The organism is Chitinophaga varians (assembly GCF_014529945.1).
Classification (GTDB): Bacteria; Bacteroidota; Bacteroidia; order Chitinophagales; family Chitinophagaceae; genus Chitinophaga; species Chitinophaga varians.
The window spans coordinates 135443-159684 of sequence record NZ_JACVFB010000003.1 but is presented as its reverse complement, the minus strand read 5'-3'; the positions used below and the strand labels follow the sequence as shown (position 1 = coordinate 159684).

At 50.9% G+C, this 24242-nt stretch carries 14 protein-coding genes; 12 read left to right on the top strand and 2 right to left on the bottom strand.

All coding sequences use genetic code 11. The annotated features are described in order from the left end of the window. The first annotated feature begins 218 nt into the window (after positions 1 to 218). The 9 genes from ICL55_RS15075 (at position 219) to ICL55_RS15035 (ending at position 19031) form a co-directional block, all read left to right on the top strand. A complete protein-coding gene (locus tag ICL55_RS15075; RefSeq protein ID WP_246496375.1) occupies positions 219 to 3371 on the top strand; it encodes a SusC/RagA family TonB-linked outer membrane protein in 3153 nt (1050 codons plus the stop codon). Between the two features lie 20 nt (positions 3372 to 3391). Further along, positions 3392 to 4975: a RagB/SusD family nutrient uptake outer membrane protein gene (locus tag ICL55_RS15070; protein ID WP_188098652.1), complete on the top strand. Its 1584-nt coding sequence runs from the start codon at positions 3392 to 3394 to the stop codon at positions 4973 to 4975. Positions 4976 to 4985: 10 nt separating this feature from the next. Beyond that, positions 4986 to 5867, top strand: a complete 882-nt coding sequence (locus ICL55_RS15065; protein WP_188098651.1) for a DUF5017 domain-containing protein — start codon at positions 4986 to 4988, stop codon at positions 5865 to 5867. Continuing rightward, positions 5867 to 7582, top strand: a complete 1716-nt coding sequence (locus ICL55_RS15060; RefSeq protein WP_188098649.1) for a sodium:solute symporter family protein — start codon at positions 5867 to 5869, stop codon at positions 7580 to 7582. Before ICL55_RS15065 ends, ICL55_RS15060 begins: the two co-directional genes overlap by 1 nt. 1 nt (position 7583) lies before the next feature. Then, the gene (locus ICL55_RS15055; protein ID WP_188098647.1) at positions 7584 to 10187 is read left to right on the top strand and encodes a glycerophosphoryl diester phosphodiesterase; all 2604 of its coding nucleotides are present in this window, start codon (positions 7584 to 7586) and stop codon (positions 10185 to 10187) included. Next, the gene (locus ICL55_RS15050) at positions 10177 to 11601 is read left to right on the top strand and encodes an SGNH/GDSL hydrolase family protein (RefSeq protein WP_188098644.1); all 1425 of its coding nucleotides are present in this window, start codon (positions 10177 to 10179) and stop codon (positions 11599 to 11601) included. Before ICL55_RS15055 ends, ICL55_RS15050 begins: the two co-directional genes overlap by 11 nt. Positions 11602 to 11758: 157 nt before the next feature. Continuing rightward, complete coding sequence (locus ICL55_RS15045; protein WP_188098643.1) at positions 11759 to 14038, top strand: FAD-dependent oxidoreductase; 2280 nt, start codon at positions 11759 to 11761, stop codon at positions 14036 to 14038. A gap of 493 nt (positions 14039 to 14531) precedes the next feature. Continuing rightward, positions 14532 to 17597, top strand: coding sequence for a SusC/RagA family TonB-linked outer membrane protein (locus ICL55_RS15040; protein WP_188098642.1), 3066 nt, complete (start codon positions 14532 to 14534; stop codon positions 17595 to 17597). Positions 17598 to 17618: 21 nt separating this feature from the next. Further along, positions 17619 to 19031 carry a SusD/RagB family nutrient-binding outer membrane lipoprotein gene (locus ICL55_RS15035; RefSeq protein ID WP_188098641.1) on the top strand — a complete coding sequence of 471 codons (1413 nt, stop codon included), beginning with the start codon at positions 17619 to 17621 and terminating at the stop codon, positions 19029 to 19031. Between the two features lie 41 nt (positions 19032 to 19072). Here ICL55_RS15035 and ICL55_RS15030 read toward each other — a convergent pair whose 3' ends face one another. Further along, positions 19073 to 19456 (bottom strand): 5-carboxymethyl-2-hydroxymuconate Delta-isomerase, encoded by a 384-nt coding sequence (locus ICL55_RS15030; RefSeq protein ID WP_188098640.1) that lies wholly within the window; start codon positions 19454 to 19456, stop codon positions 19073 to 19075. A 148-nt stretch (positions 19457 to 19604) separates the two neighbouring features. Between ICL55_RS15030 and ICL55_RS15025 the strand changes: the two genes are divergently transcribed. Further along, complete coding sequence (locus ICL55_RS15025) at positions 19605 to 20843, top strand: outer membrane protein assembly factor BamB family protein (protein ID WP_188098639.1); 1239 nt, start codon at positions 19605 to 19607, stop codon at positions 20841 to 20843. Positions 20844 to 20890: 47 nt separating this feature from the next. Here ICL55_RS15025 and ICL55_RS15020 read toward each other — a convergent pair whose 3' ends face one another. Next, complete coding sequence (locus ICL55_RS15020) at positions 20891 to 22387, bottom strand: T9SS type A sorting domain-containing protein (RefSeq protein ID WP_188098638.1); 1497 nt, start codon at positions 22385 to 22387, stop codon at positions 20891 to 20893. A gap of 171 nt (positions 22388 to 22558) precedes the next feature. On the opposite strand from ICL55_RS15020, the gene ICL55_RS15015 reads away from it, so the two are divergent. Both ICL55_RS15015 and ICL55_RS15010 read left to right on the top strand, forming a co-directional pair. Beyond that, positions 22559 to 23107: an RNA polymerase sigma-70 factor gene (locus ICL55_RS15015; RefSeq protein ID WP_188098636.1), complete on the top strand. Its 549-nt coding sequence runs from the start codon at positions 22559 to 22561 to the stop codon at positions 23105 to 23107. An 82-nt stretch (positions 23108 to 23189) separates the two neighbouring features. Further along, positions 23190 to 24191: a FecR domain-containing protein gene (locus ICL55_RS15010; protein ID WP_188098635.1), complete on the top strand. Its 1002-nt coding sequence runs from the start codon at positions 23190 to 23192 to the stop codon at positions 24189 to 24191. The last annotated feature ends 51 nt before the right edge of the window (positions 24192 to 24242 follow it).

Genomic DNA, 24242 nt, shown 5'->3' with positions numbered 1-24242 from the left:
GGGAACATTCCCATAAATTGGGAATGTTCCCAATAGAAAAGCGCGCCATTTTTGTAGCATCTGTGCCCGTTTGTTTTAATCTTTGGATAACAAATTCACACGTATGGAAAAATAGTTGTCAACAACTTTATGAGTGGGCAAGCTATACCTGAACATTTCCACAGCGCCACTTCCCGACAGGAGCAGAAAAACTAGTCATTAAAAAAACAGCAAGGGGAATGCAAAAAAAGAGTTTCACGTTAACGGGGTATTGGCTACTCCCGTTTTTTATCATCTGTACATGGATGAACAGTACTGCGCAGCAACCAACCCCGACGGTGACGGGAAAAATCACCGAAGCTTCCGGCACGCCACTGCCCGGCGTAACCGTCCGCGTAAAAGGCGGTAAGGTATCAGCCGTGACCAATGAAGACGGCGCCTACAACATCAAAGTGAATACCGTTCCCGGTACCATTCTCCTGTATTCGTATATCGGGTACGTTAGTCGCGAAGTTAAGCTGACTGCCGGCAGGACCGTCTACAACATCACCCTGGAGCCATCTGTGAAAGGGCTCAACGATGTTGTGGTGATCGGCTATGGCACGGTGAAACGCAAAGACCTCACCGGCGCTGTAGGCGAAGTGAAAATGGCCGATATGGCCAAAGCACCGGTGCCTTCGTTTGAGGAAGCCCTTGGCGGCCGTGTAGCCGGAGTACAGGTATCGGCCAGCGACGGGCAACCGGGCGCTCCGCTCAATATCGTCATTCGGGGCAACAACTCCGTTACACAGGAAAACTCTCCCCTCTATGTGGTAGATGGCTTCCCCATGGAGAATCCTTCCAACAACATCTTCAACCCGGAAGAAATTGCCTCGATCGAAGTGCTGAAAGATGCTTCGGCTACCGCCATCTACGGCGCCCGCGGCGCTAATGGCGTTATCCTCATCACCACCAAAAAAGGAAAGACAGGCGCCCCGGTAATCACTTATCAGACCTGGATGGGATTCCAGCAGAACCTGAAAAAACAGCAAATGATGGACCCGTACGAGTTCGTGAAATTCCAGTTGGAACAGAACAGCACCCTCTACACACCCATCTACCTGAAAAATGGTAAAACACTGGAAGACTACCGACATGTAAAAGGTATCGACTGGCAGGACCAGGTGCTGCGGAATGCTTTCATGCAAAACCACAGCCTTTCCATGAGAGGTGGCAATGACAGAACAAAATATGCCCTGTCAGGCTCCCTGCTCGATCAGGACGGTATCATCATCAATAGCGGATTTAAACGCTATCAGGGTCGCATCGTGCTGGACCAGCAGGTGAGCGACAAAATAAAAGCAGGCATCAACCTTAACTACACCGCTACCAAAACATATGGCGCCTTCGCTTCCGCCACCAATACAGGACCTACGTCCAGTCTCATGTACAGCGTATGGGGCTATCGACCGGTTACCGGCGATTCCACCAACGGCGGTTCGTTGATCGACGAACCGTTTGACCCGGATGTGGACCCGTTGAGCGAATACCGCATGAACCCAATTATTTCCAATCGTAACGAATACAATCCGGCGTTTAACAATACCCTGATCGGTAATGCCTACCTGGAATATAAGCCGGCCAAATACTTTACCCTGCGGATCAGTGGCGGTATCACGAAAGAGGCTGTACGAAAAGAAGTATTCAATAATTCCAATACCCGGCTGGGCAATCCCAAAAGCAGCGCACTGGGCGTCAATGGCTCGGTGAGCAATGCAGAGCGTAATAGCTGGCTCAATGAAAATACCCTCACTTATGCCCGTGTTTTCAATAAAGATCATAACCTGAACGTGATGGGCGGCATGAGCATGCAGAAAACACAGACCTATAGTTATGGTTTCACTGCTTCTCAGGTGCCCAACGAATCGCTGGGCATGAGCGGCCTCGATGAGGGTATCATCACCACCGCGCCGACGGCCCGTTCCGCCAATACGCTGATGTCTTTTCTGGGAAGAGTGAACTATGGTTATAAATCGCGTTACCTGCTCACGCTCTCTTTCAGGACGGATGGTTCCTCCAAATTCCCTGTCAACAGCCGTTGGGCATATTTCCCCTCGGGAGCGCTGGCATGGCGTATCATCGAAGAGCCGTTCATGAAGGAGGTGCGTATCCTCTCCGACGCCAAAGTACGGGTGGGGTATGGGACTACCGGCAACAACCGCGTGCCGGATTTCGCCTACCTCACGGCACTGCAGCTGTTCCCATATTCAGGTTATGCTTTCGGCAACTCACCGGTACAGGGTATTGTGCCCAACAACCTCGGATATCCTGATCTGAAATGGGAGACTACCGCACAAACAGATATAGGCGTTGACGTTGGGTTCCTGAAAAACAGGATCACACTGTCGGCCGACTACTATAAAAAAAATACGCGCGACCTGTTGCTGAATGCCACACTGGCGCCTTCTATGGGCTATCTCAGCGGTATCCGCAACATTGGCAAAGTATCTAATGAAGGGCTGGAAATCACGATCAATAGCACGAATATCCAGCGAAAGAATTTTACCTGGTCCACCGGTTTTAATATTTCCTTTAACCGCAACAAGGTATTACAGCTCAATGAAGGCGAGCCCAGCTACGCTTCCCGCATTACCTGGGGCAATTTTAACAATGCTTATCCCTATATCGCTATTCCCGGTCACCCGATCGCTCTGTACTATGGCTTTCTGTTTGATGGCGTCTACCAATACAATGACTTCAACAAGTTGCCCGATGGCTCCTATGTGTTGAAAAACGACGTGCCCAACAATGGCAACCCGGCCAGCAGCATTCAACCCGGTCATATTAAATTCAGGGACATCAATGGCGATGGTAAGGTAGACAACAACGACCTGACCATCATCGGTAATCCCAATCCGAAGCATATTGGCGGGCTGTCCAACAATTTCACCTATCGCAATTTTGACCTGAACGTTTTCCTGCAATGGAGTTATGGTAACGACCTGCTCAATGCCAACCGTATTGAGTTTGAGAATGGTGATGTGACCCGCAACTTCCTGAATATGTTCGCTTCCTATGCCGACCGCTGGACGCCGGAGAACCCGAGCAACAGCCTGTATAAGGTAGGCGGACAAGGCCCGCTGGTGTATTCTTCCCGCACGATAGAAGATGGTTCCTACCTGCGGCTGAAGACGGTCGCCCTCGGCTATACGTTGCCTGCGAAAACGCTTAAGGCAGCGAAGATAAAATCGCTGCGGGTGTATGCTGCTGCGCAGAACCTGCTCACCTGGACGAATTACTCCGGCCTTGATCCTGAAGTATCCGTGCGAAATTCCGCACTCACACCCGGGTTTGACTGGTCGGCCTATCCTAAAGCGCGGACCGTCACCTTTGGATTAGACGTAACCTTTTAATGACCTTAAAAGTTGTGAAGATGAAAGTTCATATCAAAACATATATCGTGATGTGCTGCATGCTGGCGGGTTCCCTGTTCAGCGCCTGCAATAAATTTCTGGATACCAAGCCGGAAGATTTTGTGACACCGGAAAATTATTTCAATACCGAAGCGGACCTGGACCGCGCGCTGAACGGCGTCTATAACCGGTTGATCGATACCTATGGCAGAATGTATTCCCGCGGGCTTTACAGCTTTCTGTCTATCAGTGACGAGTTCTTTTACAAGAACGTGTCGGTCAACAACCTCCGGGTGCTGGACTTTGACGCCGGACAGCTGGACGTAGGCAAGCTGTGGGAGGTAGCTTATCAGGGTATTGACCGCGCTAACCTGCTGCTCGAAAATGTGGACAAACCCAAAATGGATGACACCAAACGGAAGGTCATCAGGGGGCAGGCGCTTTTTCTGCGGGCTTATTTTTATTTCGTGTTGGCAGATAATTACGGCGGTGTGCCATTGAAGATGGCTTCCACCACTTCGCCTACGGCGTCTAATCTGCCGCGTGCTTCCGTGGCTGAAGTGTATGCCGCCATTGTAGCGGATATGAAAGCCGCTGAGCCATTGGTGAATGATATCAGTGCCTATACGAACAATGAGCGTGTAACCACCACCGTGGTACAGGCCATGTTGGCAAGGGTGTATCTTACCATGGCAGGCGAGCCCCTCAAAGATGTGTCGAAATATGCCGATGCACTGGCGTATGCGGATAAGGTGATCAATTCAGGTAAACATTCCCTGAATCCTTCTTACAGCAATATTTTTATTAATCATTCCAAAGATATCAACGAGCCACAGGAGTGCCTCTGGGAGATAGGGATGTATGGTAACCAGCAGGGCGCTGCGCAGATAGCCGGTGGTGTAGGCATTGAAAATGGCCTCGAATGTCCGGATGATAATATCGGTTATTCCGGCGGAGCGGTGCATCCTACCGCGAGGCTGTTTAATCTTTTCGAGACGGCCGATCAGCGTCGTGACTGGGCTATTGCGCCTTACCGATATGTTTCCACTGCCGGTGTGGTCTCCAAATCATTTTACACGGCTGCGCAGATATACGATCGTACGGCCGGCAAATGGCGCCGGGAGTATGAAACGCAGGTGCCTAAGAACCGGTTGTATAATTCCACCAATTTCCCGGTGATACGTTATGCCGATGTGTTGCTGATGAAAGCAGAAGCAGAAAATGCGGTGAACGGCCCGGTAGCTGCGGCATACAGCGCGGTCAATCAGGTAAGGAGGAGAGGTTACGGCAAAGCCATCAATACACCTGATGCAACAGTAGACCTGCCGGCAGGACTGGGCAACAGCGATTTTCTGCAGCGGCTACAGGATGAAAGAGCACGGGAACTTTGTTTTGAAGGCATGCGCAAACACGACCTGCTTCGTTGGGGTTTGTACGTTAGTAAGATGCAGTCGCTCGCCACAGAGGTTAATAATACTGCGCCGGCTGCCTGGAAATACGCCGGTAGCGCGGGTAAAAACACGACCGCGCGGAATGTGCTGTTCCCCGTCCCTAATACAGAAATGACGATCAACCGTTTTATCACTCAAAATCCCGGCTGGTAAAAACATGACGATGCGACCTTTTTTATACCTGATGATCATCACCGCTTTTTGCGCTTGTGCCAAAGAGAAGGTGACTACGCCGACGCTGGAGGTGATGACTGCCGGCACTACTTTTAAAGCCGGTGATACTGTGGCATTTGCCTTTCAGGGCAATCCGGACAATATCACTTTTTATTCCGGCGAACCCGGACGGCAGTACGAATACCGCCATCGTACCACGGCTGATAATGATTTACAGATCGACTTCAGTACCCTGGTGCAGTTTGGCAAGATATACCCGAACCTGCAGCTGATGGTGTCCAACGATTTTACCGGCATCGTGGATATGGAACACGTGAAAGCTGCTACCTGGAAGGACTTATCGGCCAAAGCAGTATTTTCTAACGGGCAGGACAATACGCCTTCGGGGGTGATCAGTCTGAAGGAATTTGCCGATTCGTCCCGTCACCCGCTGGTTTATATCGCTTTCCGGTATACCGATACCAATAAGCCCGAAGGGCAGAACCGCTGGGTAGTGCGGACATTTAACGCCAACAGCGTATCGGCCGATAAGGTAGCCACGCCGCTGGCCACCATGGCCACCGCTGGCTGGAAGGCGGTAGACTTTCGCAATCCGGCCTTTGGGTGGACGATCACCTCGGCACAGCTATTGATGCCGAACGGTAAAAATACGGATGACAACGAAGACTGGGTGATCTCCAAAGGATTTGATCCTACTGCTGTAAAGCCCGATCAGGGCGTGGCACTGAAGAATATCAGCACCACGCTGCAAGTATACAAGTATGTGTTTACCCGCCCCGGCACGTACCGGGTGGTATTTGAAGCCTCTGCCGTGCGTTATAACGGAGAGAAACGTATTGCCAGAGCACTAACCTTAACGATTACACCGTGATGAATGCTACTATAGATACCGCCGTTATTGTTGTTTTTTCCCTGTTTATCATGCTGGTAGGATTTTCCTTTTCCAGAACGGGGAGAAACCTCAAATCTTTTTTCGCCGCCGGCGAGGCCGTGCCCTGGTTTATCGGCGGGCTGTCTCTTTTTATGAGTTTCTTTTCTGCCGGCACTTTTGTGGCGTGGGGATCTATCGCCTATCAATACGGATGGGTGGCGGTCACCATACAGTGGACCATGTGCATCGGTGCGCTGGTGACAGGGTTGTACCTGGCGCCGCGCTGGAAAGCCACCGGTAATCTGACGGCGGCGGAATTCATCCGCGAGCGGCTGGGCGAAAAAGTACAGAAAGCCTATATCTATATTTTTATGCTGGTGTCTTTGCTGATCAAAGGCTCCGTGCTGTATTCGGTGGCCCGGCTGGTGAGTGCATCGCTCGGGCTGCCGCTGATGCCTTCCACCGTGGTGCTGGGCCTTTTTATGATCGCTTACACCGCAGTGGGCGGGCTGTGGGCCGTCATGGTCACAGACATTCTACAGTTTGTGGTGCTCACCGCAGCGGTGCTGATCATTATCCCACTGGCTTTTGATGCGGCAGGTGGCGTGCAGCATTTCCTGCATTTCTCTCCCGAAGGTTTCTTTAGTGTGGTCAATGGCGAATATACGTGGGGCTTCATCCTGGCGTTTGCCTTGTATCATGTGTTTTATATCGGCGGCAACTGGACGTTTGTGCAACGCTACACCAGTGTAGACACGCCGAAGTCCGCCTCCAAAGTGGCGTATCTTTTTGCCGCGCTGTATATCATCAGCCCGGTATTGTGGATGCTGCCGCCCATGTTGTACAAAAGCATCCATCCGAGGCTGCATGGCCTGGAGACGGAGAATGCCTATCTCATGATCTGCCAGCACGTGCTGCCGGCAGGTTTAATGGGACTGATACTCACCGGTATGTACTTTTCCACCTCTGCTTCCGCCAATACAGCATTGAATGTGGTATCCGCCGTTTTTACCAACGATATCTACAAAGGTTCTGTTAATCCCGGTGCTTCCGATAAAACACTGATGCGCGTGGCAAGGGTATCTTCCTGGTTCTTCGGGCTGGGTATGATCGCTATTGCGCTGATAGTGCCCTATATCGGCGGTATCGTGGAATTCACATTGAGCATTGGCGCCATCACGGGAGGACCGCTGCTGGCGCCGCCCATCTGGGCGTTGTTTTCCAGGCGACTAACGGGGAAGGCTACCCTGTATATCACCACCGTTAGTTTAGCAGTGAACCTGCTGTTTAAAGTGATACTACCGCTCACCGCGCAGATGAAATTAAGCCGGGCCAATGAGATGCTGCTGGGGGTGGGACTGCCTTTTGTGCTGCTGGCGCTGTACGAGTGGTACCAGCGCAGTAAAGGCGCTGTCAGCGATGAATACGTGCACCTGCAACGCCATCGTGCACAGCGCAAGGCCGAGGTACAGGAAATCAGTGCGGAAGAGTCTATCGAAATACAAAAACAAAATCAGTTTGGATTGAAAGTGATCGCTTTCTCGCTCGCTTTTATCGCCTTGTTGTTATATGGACTGTGTTTCTTCTCACAAAAAAGTACCGGCGTAGTAGCCGCTATTGCCACTACTATCCTCATCGTAGCCATTATACCGCTGAGGGCTGCACGGAAAACGAAAATCACCGCCCAGCCGGAACCGGTAGAAAGTATGCATTAACATGAGAAAAATTATATTCATAATCCTCTGCTGTATTGCCGGCGTACTACCGGTAAGAGGCCAGTCATCTGTCATAACGATGAGCAACAGCGCGCTTCGGCTGTCCTGGACGAACGGGGCTGCCGGTTGGCAACTGGAGCATGTAGCCGTGAAGCGTAAACAGGGGTGGCAGTCGTTACCGCATGTCAGCGGAGAATATACACTACTATACAGTGCGGAAAAGCCGGGCAACCAACGCTTACCCCTATACGATAAAGCCGGTAAAAAAATCATTTTCCCCGAGCCGCAATACCGGTACATTATTCCGGTGTGGGAATCCGCTTTGTCGCCAGTGGCGATGAATACCGCGGGCACGGCATGGCATTTTTATCCCACTGCTGCAACTAAAGCAGCAGACGGCTCGTTGTCGTTTACCGGTGAAAACAATACAGCGGTGCTTACGGCCAGCTGGCGCCTCGATCCGGCCTATCCTGGTGACATCTGTGTGACCATGAACCTGCGGGCGAAAGCTACCGGTTATTATTCAATGGCTACGCCCACGTTCAGCACCATGGAGGAACAGGATTTGCAATGGGCGGGCATCCCCGGTTATTTTCAGAGCAATCATATTGAGAAAGATTTTATCAGGGCATATGCATATATGCAGGGTATTCCTGATAAACCGGTTATTGTGAGGGAGCGGACGGCCACCACGCTGGCGCCTTTTATCCAAACCCGTCAGCAATTGACGCTGGCTGTGATACCAGCGCCGGGCATCGCCCGCGACCCGTGGGAGAAAGATCAACGCAGCAACAGCAACTGGCAGCTGGGCCTCTCGCTGATGAACCGTAAAGCGGCGCTGACACCAACCGCTTATCATCCGGTGCTGGGCGAAAAAGGATCTTACCTGCAAAAAGGGGATACCGTGAATTTTACTTTCCGCTACAGCCTGCAACCAGCCGACTGGTACACGGTGTATAAACACGCGGTGAATGATATCTATCGCTTCCCTGATTTTTTGTCGCTGAAGAAAACAAAGCAGTCCCTCACCAGCCGTATCCTCCGGATGCATCATTATCTCGTGGATGACAGCACCTCCCTGTGGAAGGTGGAAAACTATAAAGGCGTGGACATCGGCGCACAGGCTTACCTGGGCGGTGTTTATGGTTCAGATAAAGACGCCTTTAAAAACTCAGATTATGGCGCCATGTGGATGCTGGCAAATATCACACAGGATAGTGTATTGCAGCGTACCCGGCTGCCGTACGCACGGAATTTTAAACTGATGCAGCAGGAGCAGCAGCCGGGTTTTTTCCGGGGCGCTGCGGCAGGGCAGTATTACCTGGCTAAAAGCCGGCAATTCACCGAAGAGTGGGGGCCTTATGTAGAACCGATCGGTACAACCTATTACATGCTGATGGACATCGGTAACGTGTTACTTTTTAACCCTCACGACACTACGCTGCAAAGAGCGCTGCGTACGGCGGCCGACCGGCTGATGAGCTGGATGGGACCTGCCGGTAAATGGGTCGTGGCGTATGATCATACCAGCGGTAAGCCTTTGTTTACAGAAGTGGAAGATTTGCGGCCTACCTTTTATGGCTTGCTGATAGCATATAAGATTTTGGGTGATCAAAAATACCTGTATGCAGCAAAGAAGGGGGCTGACTGGTATATTGCCAACGCCACCGAAAAAGGCTGTTTCCTTGGCGTATGCGGAGATGCGCGGTTTGTTCCCGACTTTGCCACAGGTCAAAGCGCCGGTGCGTTACTGGAGCTGTATGAGGTTACCAAAGACGTGCGATACCGTCAGGCTGCTATTCAAACCGCGAAATTGTATACCACTTCCGTGTATACGCAACCGATACCATCTTTGGAGAAGAAGCTGGTAAACGGCCGGCAGCGGGAGGACTGGGAGATCAGCCAGGCTGGACTAAGCTTTGAGCATGGTGGTATTATGGGATCGGCCAATCACCGTGGACCGATTGCGCTGGCCAGTCATGCCGGCCTGTTCGTCCGGATGTTTGGACTTACCCGTGATTCGCTGTTTCTCAATATGGCCAGGGCTGCGGCCCTCGGCAGAGATGCGTTTGTGGATAGCGCCACCAGCGTAGCTTCTTACTACTGGGATGCCATGAACAAAGGCGCCGGCCCTTATCCGCATCATGCCTGGTGGCAGGTGGGCTGGATCACCGATTACCTGCTGTCCGAAATACAACTGCGTTCAGCCGGTAACGTGACATTCCCGCATGGATTCATCACCCCGAAGGTAGGACCACATCAGACGTACGGATTTGCACCGGGCAGGGTGTACGGCACCGCGGCGGACCTGTTGCTGCGGGAAGACATGCTGCAAAACACCAGTCCCTACCTCGACTACTACTGCGCCATCAACCGCAGGGAGAAGAAGCTTTTCCTGTTGTTGCTGAATAACAGTCACCTTCCTTTGAAAGACACCCTGCAGGTAAACTATGACAGGGTATTATCCGGTAAAGTGCTACAGCCGAAGCATGCCGCCTATACGGATGCAGGCGGTAAAGAGCGGGCTGCCGGTGTAACACAGGCTTTCCCGCTGGATATAGCACCTTATGAGCTACAAGTAATTGCCATTCACTATGAACTATAAACGTTTTTGCACGATACTCGCCGGCAGTCTGTTGTTGCTGGCCTCCGCCTATGCCCAGAACCGTGAAGAGGCGGAAGAGGCACGGCTCATTGCGGCTTCCCAGGCGGGCGCTTCGCCCTTGTATTTTAATCCGGGAGATACCACTGTGCCCCTCGTTGGTACAGGTAGTTATTATAACGGCAACGAATGCACGGTGCGGGGTGGTTTGCCGCATTTCTTTCGCAAGGCGGCAGCTGGTCAACCGCTGACCATCGGTTTCATCGGTGGCAGCATCACACAGGGAAATCAGTGTTACCGCCGGCAAACAGCGCGATATATACAGTCCATGTTCCCCGCAGCGGTCATGAAAGGCATTAACGCCGGTGTTTCCGGAACAGGGACAGACCTCGGCGCCTGCCGCCTGCAGGAGCAGCTGATGCGATATCACCCTGATCTGGTATTCGTGGAGTTTGCGGTAAACGGCGCCTGGCCTGAGGGTATGGAAGGTATTATCCGGCAGATCAGAAAAAGATCGCCACAGACGGATATCTGCCTGATCTATACAGTCAATATCGGCCACACGAACGCATATGCAGCGGGCCAGGTACCGGAACATATACAGGGACTGGAGCAGCTGGCGGCGCATTATGCGTTGCCCTCCATTCACCTTGGCATGGAGCCCACCATGCTGGAGCGGGCAGGAAAGCTGATATGGAAAAGCGCAGAAGACGTGCCCGGAAAGATCGTCTATTCCCGTGACGGGTTGCATCCCATTATGGCGGGCGGTAATTTATATGCCGCGGCCATCGCGCGGGGCATGCAGAAGATACAGGCTGCCAAGAGCGTACGGCCGTTGGCGTTACCAGTGCCGTTGTTAGCTGATAACTGGGAAGATGCGGGCATGTACGACCCGTTACAGATAGGCACTTTCAGCAGCGGGTTTAAAAAGACGGCCACCGACCAGTTGCCGCTGAAGCAGTTCCAGGGCTGGTTTCCTTATGTGATGGCAGCAGAACAGCCGGGAGCCTCGTTCACGTTTCATTTCACCGGCACCATGTTCGGTATCTTCGATATCGGTGGTCCGGAAGCAGGTCAACTGGAAGCCGTGGTAGACGGGCAGCGCATGAAACTGGCCAGCCACAGTCCCAAAGGGACGCGCTTTCTGAGCGAGGCGGAAGAAACCGACAGCAGTGGCAGCTTTATCATCAACCGATTCAATAATTTTTGTAATAACCGTTATCGCGGGCAGTATGAGATGATCATTCTGCCACCGGGCAAACATACCGTCACCTTGCGCCTGTTGGCCGAAAAGGCGGACAAACGCACCATCCTGGGGGCTGCGCAACTGGAAGATATTACCCGTCATCCGGAGAAGTATGACCGTAACGTTGTATACATCGGCAAAATTTTATTGCGGGGACAACCCGGCAAGTGATGCACCTGTTGTGATGCGAAACCCCGGTGCAGCTTGTTGGGAACATTCCCGGCAAATGGGAATGTTCCCGTTTTTTTTAGTGGCCGTAACGCTTGCCGTTGCCGGACACGGTTTGTTAATTTGACTTGCACTCTACTAAAACTATAACTGAAGAATCATGATTACATCCGGAACAACAGGAGACCGTGCTTTCCCGACCGTGGACATTAACGCAGACCTGGTGATCACTGGCGGCGGACTGTCAGGCGTATGCGGCGCTGTTACCGCCGCCCGGCAGGGGCTGAAAGTAGTGCTGGTACAAGACCGGCCCGTACTGGGTGGTAACGCCAGCAGTGAAGTCCGTTTATGGATATTGGGCGCCACTTCCCATATGGGCAATAACAACCGCTGGGCCCGCGAAGGCGGACTGGTAAATGAAATACTCGTGGAGAACACTTTCCGCAACCCGGAAGGTAATCCGGTTATTTTTGATATGGTCCTGCTGGATAAAGTAACGCAGGAACCTAACATCACCCTGTTGCTGAATACCGCCGTATATGCAGTGGAGAAAAAAGACGAAGCTACCATCGGGGCGCTGAAGGCTTTCTGCAGCCAGAACCAAACCACCTATACGTTAACAGCTCCTTTGTTTTGCGACGCTTCCGGCGATGGCGTGGTAGGCTTCCTCGCCGGCGCCGCTTTCCGCATGGGTGCAGAGAGCCGGGAAGAGTTTGGGGAGAAGTTCGCCCCTTCCGTTGAATATGGCGAATTGCTGGGACATTCCCTTTACTTCTATAGTAAAGATACGGGTCGACCGGTACAGTACACCCCGCCTGCTTTTGCGCTGAAAGATATCACCGCCATTCCCAGATTCAAATCTTTTAACGCCGGTGATTTCGGGTGTAAACTGTGGTGGATAGAATATGGCGGACGGCTGGACACCGTGCACGACACGGAGAAAATAAAATGGGAACTGTGGAAGGTAGTATATGGCGTATGGGATTATATCAAGAACTCAGGCAATTTCCCGGAAGCAGAAACCCTCACCCTGGAATGGGTGGGCATGATACCAGGCAAAAGGGAGAGCCGTCGCTTTGAAGGGGACTATATGATGATACAACAGGATATCATCGAACAGCGCGCGCATGCTGATGCTGTGGCCTTCGGTGGCTGGTCGGTAGACCTGCATCCGGCGGATGGTGTTTTCAGTGAGAAACCCGGCTGTAATCAATGGCATAGCAAAGGCATTTATCAGATACCTTACCGCAGTCTCTATAGCCGCAATATCCGTAACCTGTTTCTCGGCGGCCGTATCATCAGTGCTTCCCATGTGGCTTTTGCCTCCACCCGTGTGATGGCTACGGCGGCTTATGCCACGCAGGCCGCAGCAGTGGCAGCGGCTATCTGTAAAGAACAACAGGTATTGCCTGCGGATGTTTTTCATCAGGGGCTGGTGCCTGTGCTGCAAAAGAGATTGCAGCAAACCGGTCAGCATATACCCGGGCTTAGGTTACAGGATAGGGACGATCTGGTACAATCCGCTACCATTACAGCTTCCAGTGAACTCGTATTTACCGGTTTTCCGGGAGCCACTTTCACACAGCCGTTGCAGTTATCCGTAGCGCAGCTACTGCCTTTGCCCAAAGGTGGCATCGGTCCGATGGTGTTTCATGCAGACGCTGCTGAAAATACCTCGCTGGAGGTGGAGTTGCGCATCAGCAGCAGAAGCGGCAATCATACGCCGGATGTTACGCTGGAAAAACAAATCGTGGCACTGCATCCGGGGAGGAACTGTGTACCACTTTCCTTCAGCACTGTGCTGGAAGAGGATGCCTATGCGTTTGTCATCTTTCAGAAAAATCCGTTGGTACAGCTGCATCGTACCCATAAGCGGCTCACCGGCGTGTTATCCGTTTTTAATACGGTGAACAAAGCGGTTTCCAACTATGGTAAACAAACGCCGCCTGAAGATATTGGCATGGAAGCGTTTGAATTCTGGTGCCCGCAGCGGCGTCCGGAAGGCCATAACATCGATCTCAGATATGAAACCGGTATTGCGTTGTTTCAGGCGGCGCATATCCGTAACGGGACCGACAGGCCGGTCAATGGTCCCAATGCCTGGGTGGCCGACTGGGCCGACCCTGCGCCGCATTTGACGCTCCGTTGGAACGCTCCCGTCACCATCGGGCATATGGACCTTTTCTTTGACGCAGATTATGATCATCCGATGGAGTCGGTGCTGATGACACATCCGGAGACAGTGATGCCTTTCTGCGTGCGCAACTACCGGATAAAAGATGCCACCGGGCGTATATTGGCCGAAGTAACCGGCAACTATGAGACACATAACCGGCTACAGTTGCCACAGCCATTCACTACAGATCAAATAACAATAGAAGTAGAACATCCTTCTGCCGATGTTCCCGCCGCGGTATTTGCAGTACGCTGCTATCAATGAACTTTAACTACATCTTGCCCCGGGCTTTAGCCCGGGGTAATGATATAATCGTTTTTTTTTATCAGATGTTATCTTATTTTGCTGTAGCTAGAATAGTTAATTTACTTGTTTGTTTCCTGTAATCCTTTTCTGTATTGTGTTTTGACGATCTTTGTTGTTGATGTAGATAAGTTAGCCCTGTTAATTTTAGTAAAGAAGTGGTTAAATATAATGTAATCACCTATCCCGATGTGACCTAATTTCAACCCATTATCAGGAGACTGAAAAATATAGTTATTGCGCCGAGAGGATATCAACCACAACAGGTGGCAGTGGAACGCTGCACCGGTAATTTTTTGATCGCTTTAAAAGAACACAACAGAGGTGCGCTGTTAATGACAGCGCGCCCGGTAATTCACGTATACAAAAAACAGATCTATCGCTGTCTTAATGAAATCGCTCACAAGCACCGGCTGGCATATGGCCGGCTGATCATTCTATCAATGTAACACTTATGAAAAGACAATTTTTGATAGCAGTCATGCTGCTATTAGCGCTATCCGTTGCCTATGCGCAGACCCCGTTTATATCGGGTAAAATTACCAGTAAGGATGGTGCGCCGGTGCCGGGGGCTTCTGTCCGCGTTAAAGGCGCTAATACCGGCGCCGCCGCTATCGGTGACGGTACCTTCCGCATCGCTGCCAAAGAAGGGGATGTGCTGCTGGTAACAGCTATTGGTTACAACACCACAGAAATCAAAGTAGAAAAAAACGCAGTGATCAATATCACACTGGATGAAAACTCGCGCCAGATCAATGAAGTACTGGTGACTGCGTTAGGTATTAAACGCGACAAACGCATGCTTACCTATAGCGTTGAAGAAGTAAAAGGCGCAGCGCTGGTAGACGCCAAACAGGATAACGTGGTGAGCGCACTTGCCGGTAAAGTGTCCGGGGTGCAGGTCACCAGCTCCAGCGGTGTGCCGGGCAGCTCCGCCAGAATCGTGATCCGTGGCGCTACTTCCCTGGTAGGCAACAACCAGGCGTTGTTTGTGATCGACGGTGTGCCCATGGACAATAGCGAGGCTGGTAACCCCAACGGATCTATGTATTCCGGGGGTACCGTGAACCGTGGCGGTGATATCGATCCTAACATCATTGAAAGTATGACAGTGCTGAAAGGCGCTGCTGCCACAGCGTTGTATGGTTCTGCCGCCGCGAGGGGCGCTGTGCTGATCACTACCAAAAATGGCAGCGGAAAAGGGAAACAGGGAAAACCCAATCTGACTTTCAGCAGCAGCTATTCCTTCCAGAATCCTATTCTGCCGAAGTTTCAGGATAAATACGCACAGGGTAATCATGGTAAATACGATGATGGTAACGCCGGCGTTCAGAACTCTTCCTCCTGGGGGCCAGCCATCGATACCCTGAAAGTAAACGGGGTGCCGGTAAAAAAGCATAACCCCGCGAAAGAGTTTTTCAAAACCGGTCATACCACCGATAATAATATTAACGTTTCCGGCTATACGGACCGCTCCAACTATATGGTGTCCTATTCTTACCTGAAGACCAACGGAACCATACCCAACACGGATTACAGCCGGCATTCATTGTTTGTAAAATATGGCGTTAAACTGCTGGACAACCTGCAGCTGTCTACCCAATTCAACTACATCCAGTCGGACAACCATCGTTATCTGGAAGGAAACAACTTCGTGAATCCTTTGTGGACCGTATACGGCGCCCCTATTTCCTGGGACCCTTTTCCCACGGTGAATGAAGACGGTTCGCAGCGTTTATACCGTGGCTCCCGCAATAACCCTTACTGGATACTGGACAACACCGGCCTGCGCGATCGTAACAATCGCATCATCCCTGTCGTTACCCTCAGCTACACGCCGCTGTCATGGCTTACTGTCACCGAACGTGTAGGCGCAGACATGTATGTGTCCACCACCGATTATCACGAAGCGCCCGGCGCCATCGGATGGGGCAACAACGGCAGCACGCCTGTGAACGGCCAGATGTACAAACGTGACATCAAGAGTCAGCAGTTTAACCACGACCTGATGCTGGAAGCCAAAAAGGAATTTGGCAATGACCTGTTCGGTAGCCTGTTGATCGGTAACAACATTCTGGTGAACTATAACGACAACAACTATGTGCAGGGTGTGGGCATCTCTGTAGAAAAGCTGTACAACATCACCAACTTTGCAGAGGTTACTTCCAACTATAACTACTATCGTACACGCAAAGTAGGCTTCTATGCGCAGGCCAATCTGGAGTACAAACGTATGCTGACCCTCGCGCTTACCGGTCGTTATGATGGTAGCTCTGTACTATCCAAAGACAACCAGTTTTATCCTTATGGGTCTGCCAGCGTAGGTTTTGTGTTTACCGAGCCGCTGAAGATGGCAGACAACCCTGTGTTTAATTTCGGTAAAGTAAGAGTATCTTATTCCGCAGTAGGTAATGATAACGTTGGTCCTTATGCCCTCAGTAATCCCTATTTCAGGGCTTCTCCGGGTGCCAACTTCCCTTTCTTCGGACAGAACGGCTATACGCTGACCAGCACCTATGGCTTCCCGCTGCGCAACGAAAAGCTGAAAGAATTTGAAGTGGGGTTGGAGACTAAATTTTTCCGTAACAGGGCCTCTCTGGAAGTATCTTACTTCGATAAAAAGAGCACTGACCTGTTGACACCTGGTTCTCCCGTTTCGCCTGCCACCGGTTTCACCGGCGCTTCCCTGAATGCTGGTTCTATGCAGAACAAAGGGGTGGAAGTAACGCTGGGCGTTACACCCATTAAGACCGCCAACCTCACCTGGAACGTCAACGTCAACTATACAAAAATTACCAACAAAGTGCTTAGCCTGGCCGATGGGGTGAACTATATTCAGTTTGCCGGCTTCAACAGCCCGGGCATCTTTGCCTATGCCAACCAGCCTTATGGTGTGATCTACGGCAATTACTACCTGCGTAATGACAACCACCAGCTGATCATCGATGATAATGGTTATCCTATTATCAGCACCGATATGGGGCCTATTGGTAATGCCACGCCGAAATGGCTGGGCGGTATTTCCAGCTCGCTGAATTATAAAGGGCTTACTTTCTCCTTCGTACTGGACCACCGTCATGGTGGTGATGTGATCAATCTCGACAACTCGTATCTCTATTTTTATGGTACCGCTAAAGCGACGGAGAACAGAGGTGAAACCGTTGTGTTACCAGGCGTAAAACAAGCTGACGGTAAGCCGAATGATATTGCCATTAAGCTGGATGAAACGTACTACAGGAATTCATACTCCAAAGTGAGCGAAAGCAGTGTAGAAGATGGTTCTTTCCTGAAGCTGCGTCAGGTGGCCCTGAGCTATGATCTGGCGGCTTCGTTGCTGAAAAACAAAGGGTTCCGTTCACTGGTGTTATCCGTTACCGGTACCAACTTCATTCTGCATAAAAACTATACCGGTTCTGATCCGGAAGTGAGCCTCGACGGCGCCGGCAACGGTCAGGGTTTCTCCAACTTCAACGTGCCTTCCAACCGCAGTGTGGTGGTGGGCCTGAAAGTATCCTTTTAATGACTATTTAAAGCTAACTACATGAGAATAATTAGAACACTCGCCTTTATGGGTTGTGCAGTGCTCCTGACTACCGGGTGTAAAAAATTCCTGGATATTAACGATGATCCTAATAATCCGCTGAAAGTAAGTGAAGCGTTGATGTTGTCTCCGGTGGAAGTAGCCACGGCCAGCCAGGTGATGGGCGGCGCCAGCAACTCCAATACGAATGTTGTCTCTTACTGGATGCAGCACTTGTCGCTAAACCAGCAATCACCCAATCTGGAATCTTATTTTATGACCAGTGTGGATGCAAACAGTGCATGGGGTGGTGCCTTGTACACGACCATATTTCAGAACCTGCAGGTGATGAACAATCAGGCGACCGCTGCGAAGCATTACCAATACGTGGCTATCGGTAAAACCCTGTTTGCCTATAACCTGGCCATTACCACCGATTTGTGGAACAATATTCCGTATTCCGAGGCATTCAAAATGCCGCAGGTGACCAGACCGAAGTATGACAGCCAGGAATCGATATACAATGTTATCCAGCAGCTGCTCGACAGCGCATTGTATTACATGGACCAGCCGGCCAGCAAGATCGCTCCGGGAGAGGACGACTTCATTTACCAGGGCGATATGGCACAGTGGAGGAAGTTGGTGTACACGCTCAAAGCCCGCTATTATCTGCGGCTGACGAAAGCCCCTGGTCATACCGCCGGCCAACAGGCGGACAATGCACTCGCCGCCCTGGCAAAAGGTTTTGGCGGTAATGCGGACAATGCGGCTGTTGCCTATCCGGGTACGGGCAATACGTCAAATCCATGGTATGCCATTATCAGGCCAGCTTCGGGAGGCGTAGTATTGGGACAGTCATTTGTCGATTCCCTGAAGGTCCGCCAGGACCCCAGGTTGCCGATCATCGCCACCAAAAACAACAAAGGTGAGTACGTAGGTCGTAATGTGAACGATGCTCCGGCGTCTGATCTGAATAGCTTGTCGACGATCAACAGTTTTTATGCCGGCGCTACCGCCAGGCTGTTTCTGATAACGTATAGCGAAGCCTTGTTCCTGAAAGCAGAAGCCACCTTCATCAAACAGGGCGCTGCTGCAGCGGAACCGATATACCGGGAGGCTATTGCCGCACATATGTCGATGTTGGGCGTAGAGCCTGCAGCGCAGACAGCATACATCAACGCGCGGCCGGCACTAGCGGCTGACAACGCGGTACAGCAAATTATCACTGAAAAGTATATAGCTAATTTCCTGTCGCCGGAAGCATACAACGACTGGCGTCGTACCGGCTACCCGCAGCTGAAGCCTTATATTGGCACTACGGCGAAAGGTATTCCGAGAAGATGGCCTTATCCGGCAGTGGAAGAACTAACGAATCCGCAACCAGATCAAAAGGCAACCATAAACGATCGTGTCTGGTGGGATACGAATAACTAGAAGGAAAAATGAACAAGGCCGGCTGTTTAGCCGGCCTTTATTTATGGCTGGAAAAACCGGTCGCCGGTGGTGTTGCGCGGATCAACGAGGGACCTGTTGCTGTAAGTGGCCCGCTCAAACTCGTCGATGCTAACAGACAGGAATGAAACATCGGGTAGCAACGGTGCCAGTTGCCGGGTGATTGTTTGGGAAAGGGTGGCCTGTTCTGCTGTGGTGCGCCCGCCCATAATACTGCCGAAGATGTGCAGAAAACTATTTTTACCTGTTCCCAGCTTGTAAAGTTCGTACGGCTGTAACCGTACCTTAATATCATTTTCAGCAAAAAGGCCCGTTGATTCAGCTGCCTGGTAAACGGTGTCCATGATAACTTCCGCTGGTTGCATGTCCAGTATATTTTTGGAACATTCTATCACGAAATGTGGCATATGAAGCATGGTTTGTTGTGCTTCAAACTTAACGATAAGCCTTTAATTGACGGATTTTATTATTTTAAGTGCCGATTACTGTACTAAACGCAGTTTTATATACATAACCTACAACCTCATGAAATATTGTTTAACGGTTTTTCTGCTTATGATGGCTAGTCATGTCATGCTTGCCCAACATCAATTTGGTGCTTTCCGTCAGCTTTTTAAGGTAGATGATAAGGTGTTTGCCACACCTGCCGTCTTTGGTGAATCTATCCTGATAGCCGGTATGAACGGACGTCTGCATGCAGTTAATAAGAAAACAGGTGCCCTGCAGTGGACCGCTGCGGCGAAAAAAGGGATAGCCACCAGTCTGACCGTATCAGGTAATACCGTCTTTGCCGGTAGTTATGATGGCCACTATTACGCTTTTGACGCCCGTAATGGCAAACAGCGCTGGAAATTCCGTACCGGCGGTGAACGCATGATCGGCGCCAAAGGGCTGTGGACCATGCAACCAGATACGATGTACATGGAAGACCAGTATGATCTCTATTTGTCTTCCCCTGCTACGGACGCGACGTCCGTTTACTTCGGCAGTAGCGACAGCTGTATCTATGCCCTTGATAAGCATAACGGACAGCTGCGCTGGAAGTTCAAAACCAACGGGCCGGTACACGGCGGCGCTGCCTGTGCGCAAGGCATGGTGCTGGCAGGCAGCTGGGACACCTACGTATATGCGTTGGATGCAGCTACCGGTAAATTACGCTGGAAGTTCAAAACACAGGAAGATCTGAAGTACCACCATGTACTGGAAGGCATACAGGCGGCGCCGGTAGTGGCCGGCAATACGGTATATATCGGTGCAAGAGATGCCCGGTTGTATGCACTGGATATCCGCACCGGCAACAAGCAGTGGGAATACAGCGCCGGTGATGCCTGGATCGTGGGCGCTGCCACGGTGGCTAACGGGCACGTATATGTGGGCACATCCGATAGTTACCTGATGGTGGACCTGGATGCGGCCACGGGAAAAGAGCTGCATCGCCACAAAGGTGGTGGTTACGTTTTCAGCGCACCAGCGTTGTCTGGTGCAGCGCTATGCTATGGTGATTTCACCGGGCGGCTTTTTCTGATGAATACAAACAACCCGCAACAAATAGACTCATTTGATACGCCCGGCCGGAAACAACTGGCGGCGCAGCACCTGGATAGTACCGGCCGCATTCGCTTCCGGCATCTGGCCGCCGGTGCAGACCCGGCACTGTTTTCTACCACCGTGGCCGTTATGAATAAATTATATGAACTGGAACCTTTCGCCACGGCGCCGGTCATGGAAGACAATAAGATATATGCCATTACGGCCTCGGGCCGGTTGTATGTCATTGAGTTAGCGAAAAAATGAAAATAGCCGAAGGGAACAGGGGTGTCACAAATGGACACCCCTGCCGGTTATCTTGAAAGTACTATCTTATATGTTTGTGCCGCTTTCTCCTTTGTTGTCAGCGTGATCATATAAACCCCGTTGGGCAAGGTGGAGGGCAGCTCAAAATTGCTGACGTTGATGCGTGTACGATATACTGCTGTGCCTGAAGTATTTTTTACAGAGACGTCCAGTTCATTTATGGCCATACCTTCTCCAATACTAAGCCTGCCGGTGGTAGGGTTAGGGAAAAGGCGGGGCGTTTTTCTTTCATGCTGCATTTCCGCCGGCTGCTTCAACCTGGCATTTTCAATAGACATCGTTGAAGTCTGACATCCTATGCAATTATCATAATACCAGCTTCGGATGGTACGGAAAGACTGGACTCTCTTGTAAACAATCATTTCATCGATCTGCGCCTGATTGAGTGAGATTTTTATATGACCATCAAGTGGAGGAGTTACGTGTTGCTCCAGTGGAACAGGCGCCTCGGTTCCATTTACAAATAAACGTAGCTGGTTGCCGGCTGTTGGACTGGTTGTGACGACATAGAGATTTAATTGTCCGGAGTTGGCCAGGTAGGCGGTTTTACAGCCCAGTCCCGATTTACACGCGGTGATGGAGTCGGTAGTGACCGTAAATGCAAACGGTGGGATCTCGACATGAAGCCTGGGTGCCACTGTGCAGTAAGACTGACTGTCGATACGGGCCCAAAACCCGATTGTTCCTGTGTCTCCAAGATTCCAGGTGTTCTGTGTGCGTGGCAAAACATTTTCGAGGCAGGGCAACGAGCTGAGTCCCTGCCTGCCGCATAGCATACCGTCTTTATAAACCGGTACTAACGTGCTGGTCAGGTCCTGACCGGAAATCAGTTCTTTTGTATGCCCGTCAAAAGAGTAATAAAGTATTTCCCCGGCAAAGTGAGGAACGTCGCAAAGCGAGAAATTACCATAGGTTTGATCAGCGGAGTAAATCCGTAGTTCATCATTGATGTCCACGAGCCCTCCGTTTAATGTTATCCTGACACGGTCATACGGTGTTGAGGTAATAAATTCAAGTTCTCCATGCGTAGAATCTTCCCATATCTTCAGCATTTGGGCGTCTACTGGTCGGAGATCGTTGTTGGAGGTATCGCCGGAGAGGGTTTCTATGTATAGCTGGCCCAGCAGGCGGACAGATAACCGCGTGTGGCCGGTACCAATTTTAACCGTGAGTTTGGTGAATCTGTCGATGGTGCGATGCTGGAAAATCAGTGTTTGCCGTATGGTGCCCAACACGGCCAGTCCCATTTTAAAGGTAGCGTAATCCTGCGTATTGTTGCCCACGGCCCTTTCCGGATTCTCTATCACGCATCCAAGACAGATACCGGATATCTGGTGTGTCTCGCTGGTGGCAAATTCACGGTAGATGACCGGAAGCTTTTGCTGGGAATACGCATCTGACCGGATGATACAGCAAATAAAAAATAACTGTCCGAGGAGAAATGACCACACGTGGCTACAGGAGGGTAGAGGATAGTTTTTCATATCTATTTTGAGGGTATGGTTTACAGAATACTATCCTGAATTTACACAATAACACAGCCATTATACCACACTTTCTTTCCGTTTAAGTCCTGCCATGCATACGAATTCATACATTGGTAACATACAGTCTCCTCAAATCATTCTAATTTAGTGTATTAAACCAGGTCTTTCGTGCCGCAACAAGATATTCAGCAGAACATAGTTTCCTGGCTGCAAGGTGATCACACACAATACGAAGCCATTTTTTTCCATTACCATCCCCGTTTATATAAATACATGGTCCGTTTCATCAAGGACCATGAATGGGCGGAGGAGATGGTGATGGATGTTTTGTACAAGGTATGGGAGAAACGAAAAGATATTCAGGAGGGGACCTTCGAAAATTATATGTTTACCATCGCCCGTAATCTGCTGATCAGTGCGTGGCGGAAAAAAGTTGACAGTTTATTGTCGCTCGACGAGGCCGCTCAAACCCCGGCGGAATCAGGATTAGACACGCTCGTATATAAAGAACTGGAACACGTTTATCAGCAAAGCCTCGCTGCTTTACCTCCGCAGCGGAGACGTATATTCCTGTTGCACCGGCAGGAAAATCTGAGCTATCGCCAGATAGCGGAGCAACTGCAATTATCTCCCAAAACAGTGGAAAATCAAATGGCCAGTGCCCTCAAACACTTACGCGACGCGATGATGCGCTATCTGCACAGCGTCATCCTCTGAGAGCCTGTGTTAACAAATTGTTACTCAATGGGGGAAAGAATACATGATTGCGTATGCATCAGTGTATTCAACTACTACCGGCATGTCACAGCAGAAAGCAGCAGACCAGGCGTTGTTCAGACAATATCTGGACGGGGAATGTACCAAAGAGCAGTTGCTCATCATTCAGCAGTACCTCACCGATAAGGCCTATACGGAAAGCATCCAAAGCCTGATGGCTGCGGAATGGCAACAGATACAGGCGGAGCAACACGCTGTTACGCCCGCTTTGCAGGAGCGTTATCAGCTGTTTTTGACAAAAACGAATCAAACAACGCCGGTCCGCCGCCTCTGGGCAGGCTGGCGACGTGTAGCCGCTGCCGTGACCCTGCTGGTGTTATCAGGCGCTGCTGCCTACCATTGGTATACCACCTCCTCAAAAACCACGAAGGTCACCGGTCAGTGGACGCTATTGGAGAATCCACCCGGTAAAAGGTCCCGCATATTACTGCCCGATAGTTCTATCGTATACCTCGCCGGTGGCAGTAAGCTCCGCTATCCCGCAGGTTATGGCAGCAATCATCGCCAGCTGTTCCTGGAAGGGGAGGCCTATTTTATGGTGAAGCATGATACCACACCTTTTAAAGTAACGACCGGCAAGATTACGACGGTCGATGTCGGCACCGCTTTTAATATCCGCTTCCTGAAAAATCAACCGGAAATCAGCATCGCGGTGGCGGAGGGGGTGGTGGACGTGGTGCACGCTTCCCGGCAATTGGCCAGTCTCACACGGCTGCAACAATTACGCTACAATATTAACACAGGCGTCACTAAAAGGACGGTGCTGGAGCATGAAGCCCAGATCGGCAGCTGGCGGGAAGGTATACTGACATTCAGAAACCAGCCGCTGCGGGAAGTGGCTGCCGAGCTGGAAAGATATTATGGTGTCACGATACGGTTTGTGCAACCGGAGCTGGCGGATATTTCCATGATCACCACCTTCAGGAATGTTCCGCTACAGGAGGCGCTGAACATCCTATCGCTGACCGCCATGGTACACTGTAAACAGGAAGGGAATGTGGTGAAAATAAGCAGGATGAAATAAAAAATCCGTTCCGTGATGAGACGGAACGGATAGGAAAGATCGTCATTAAAG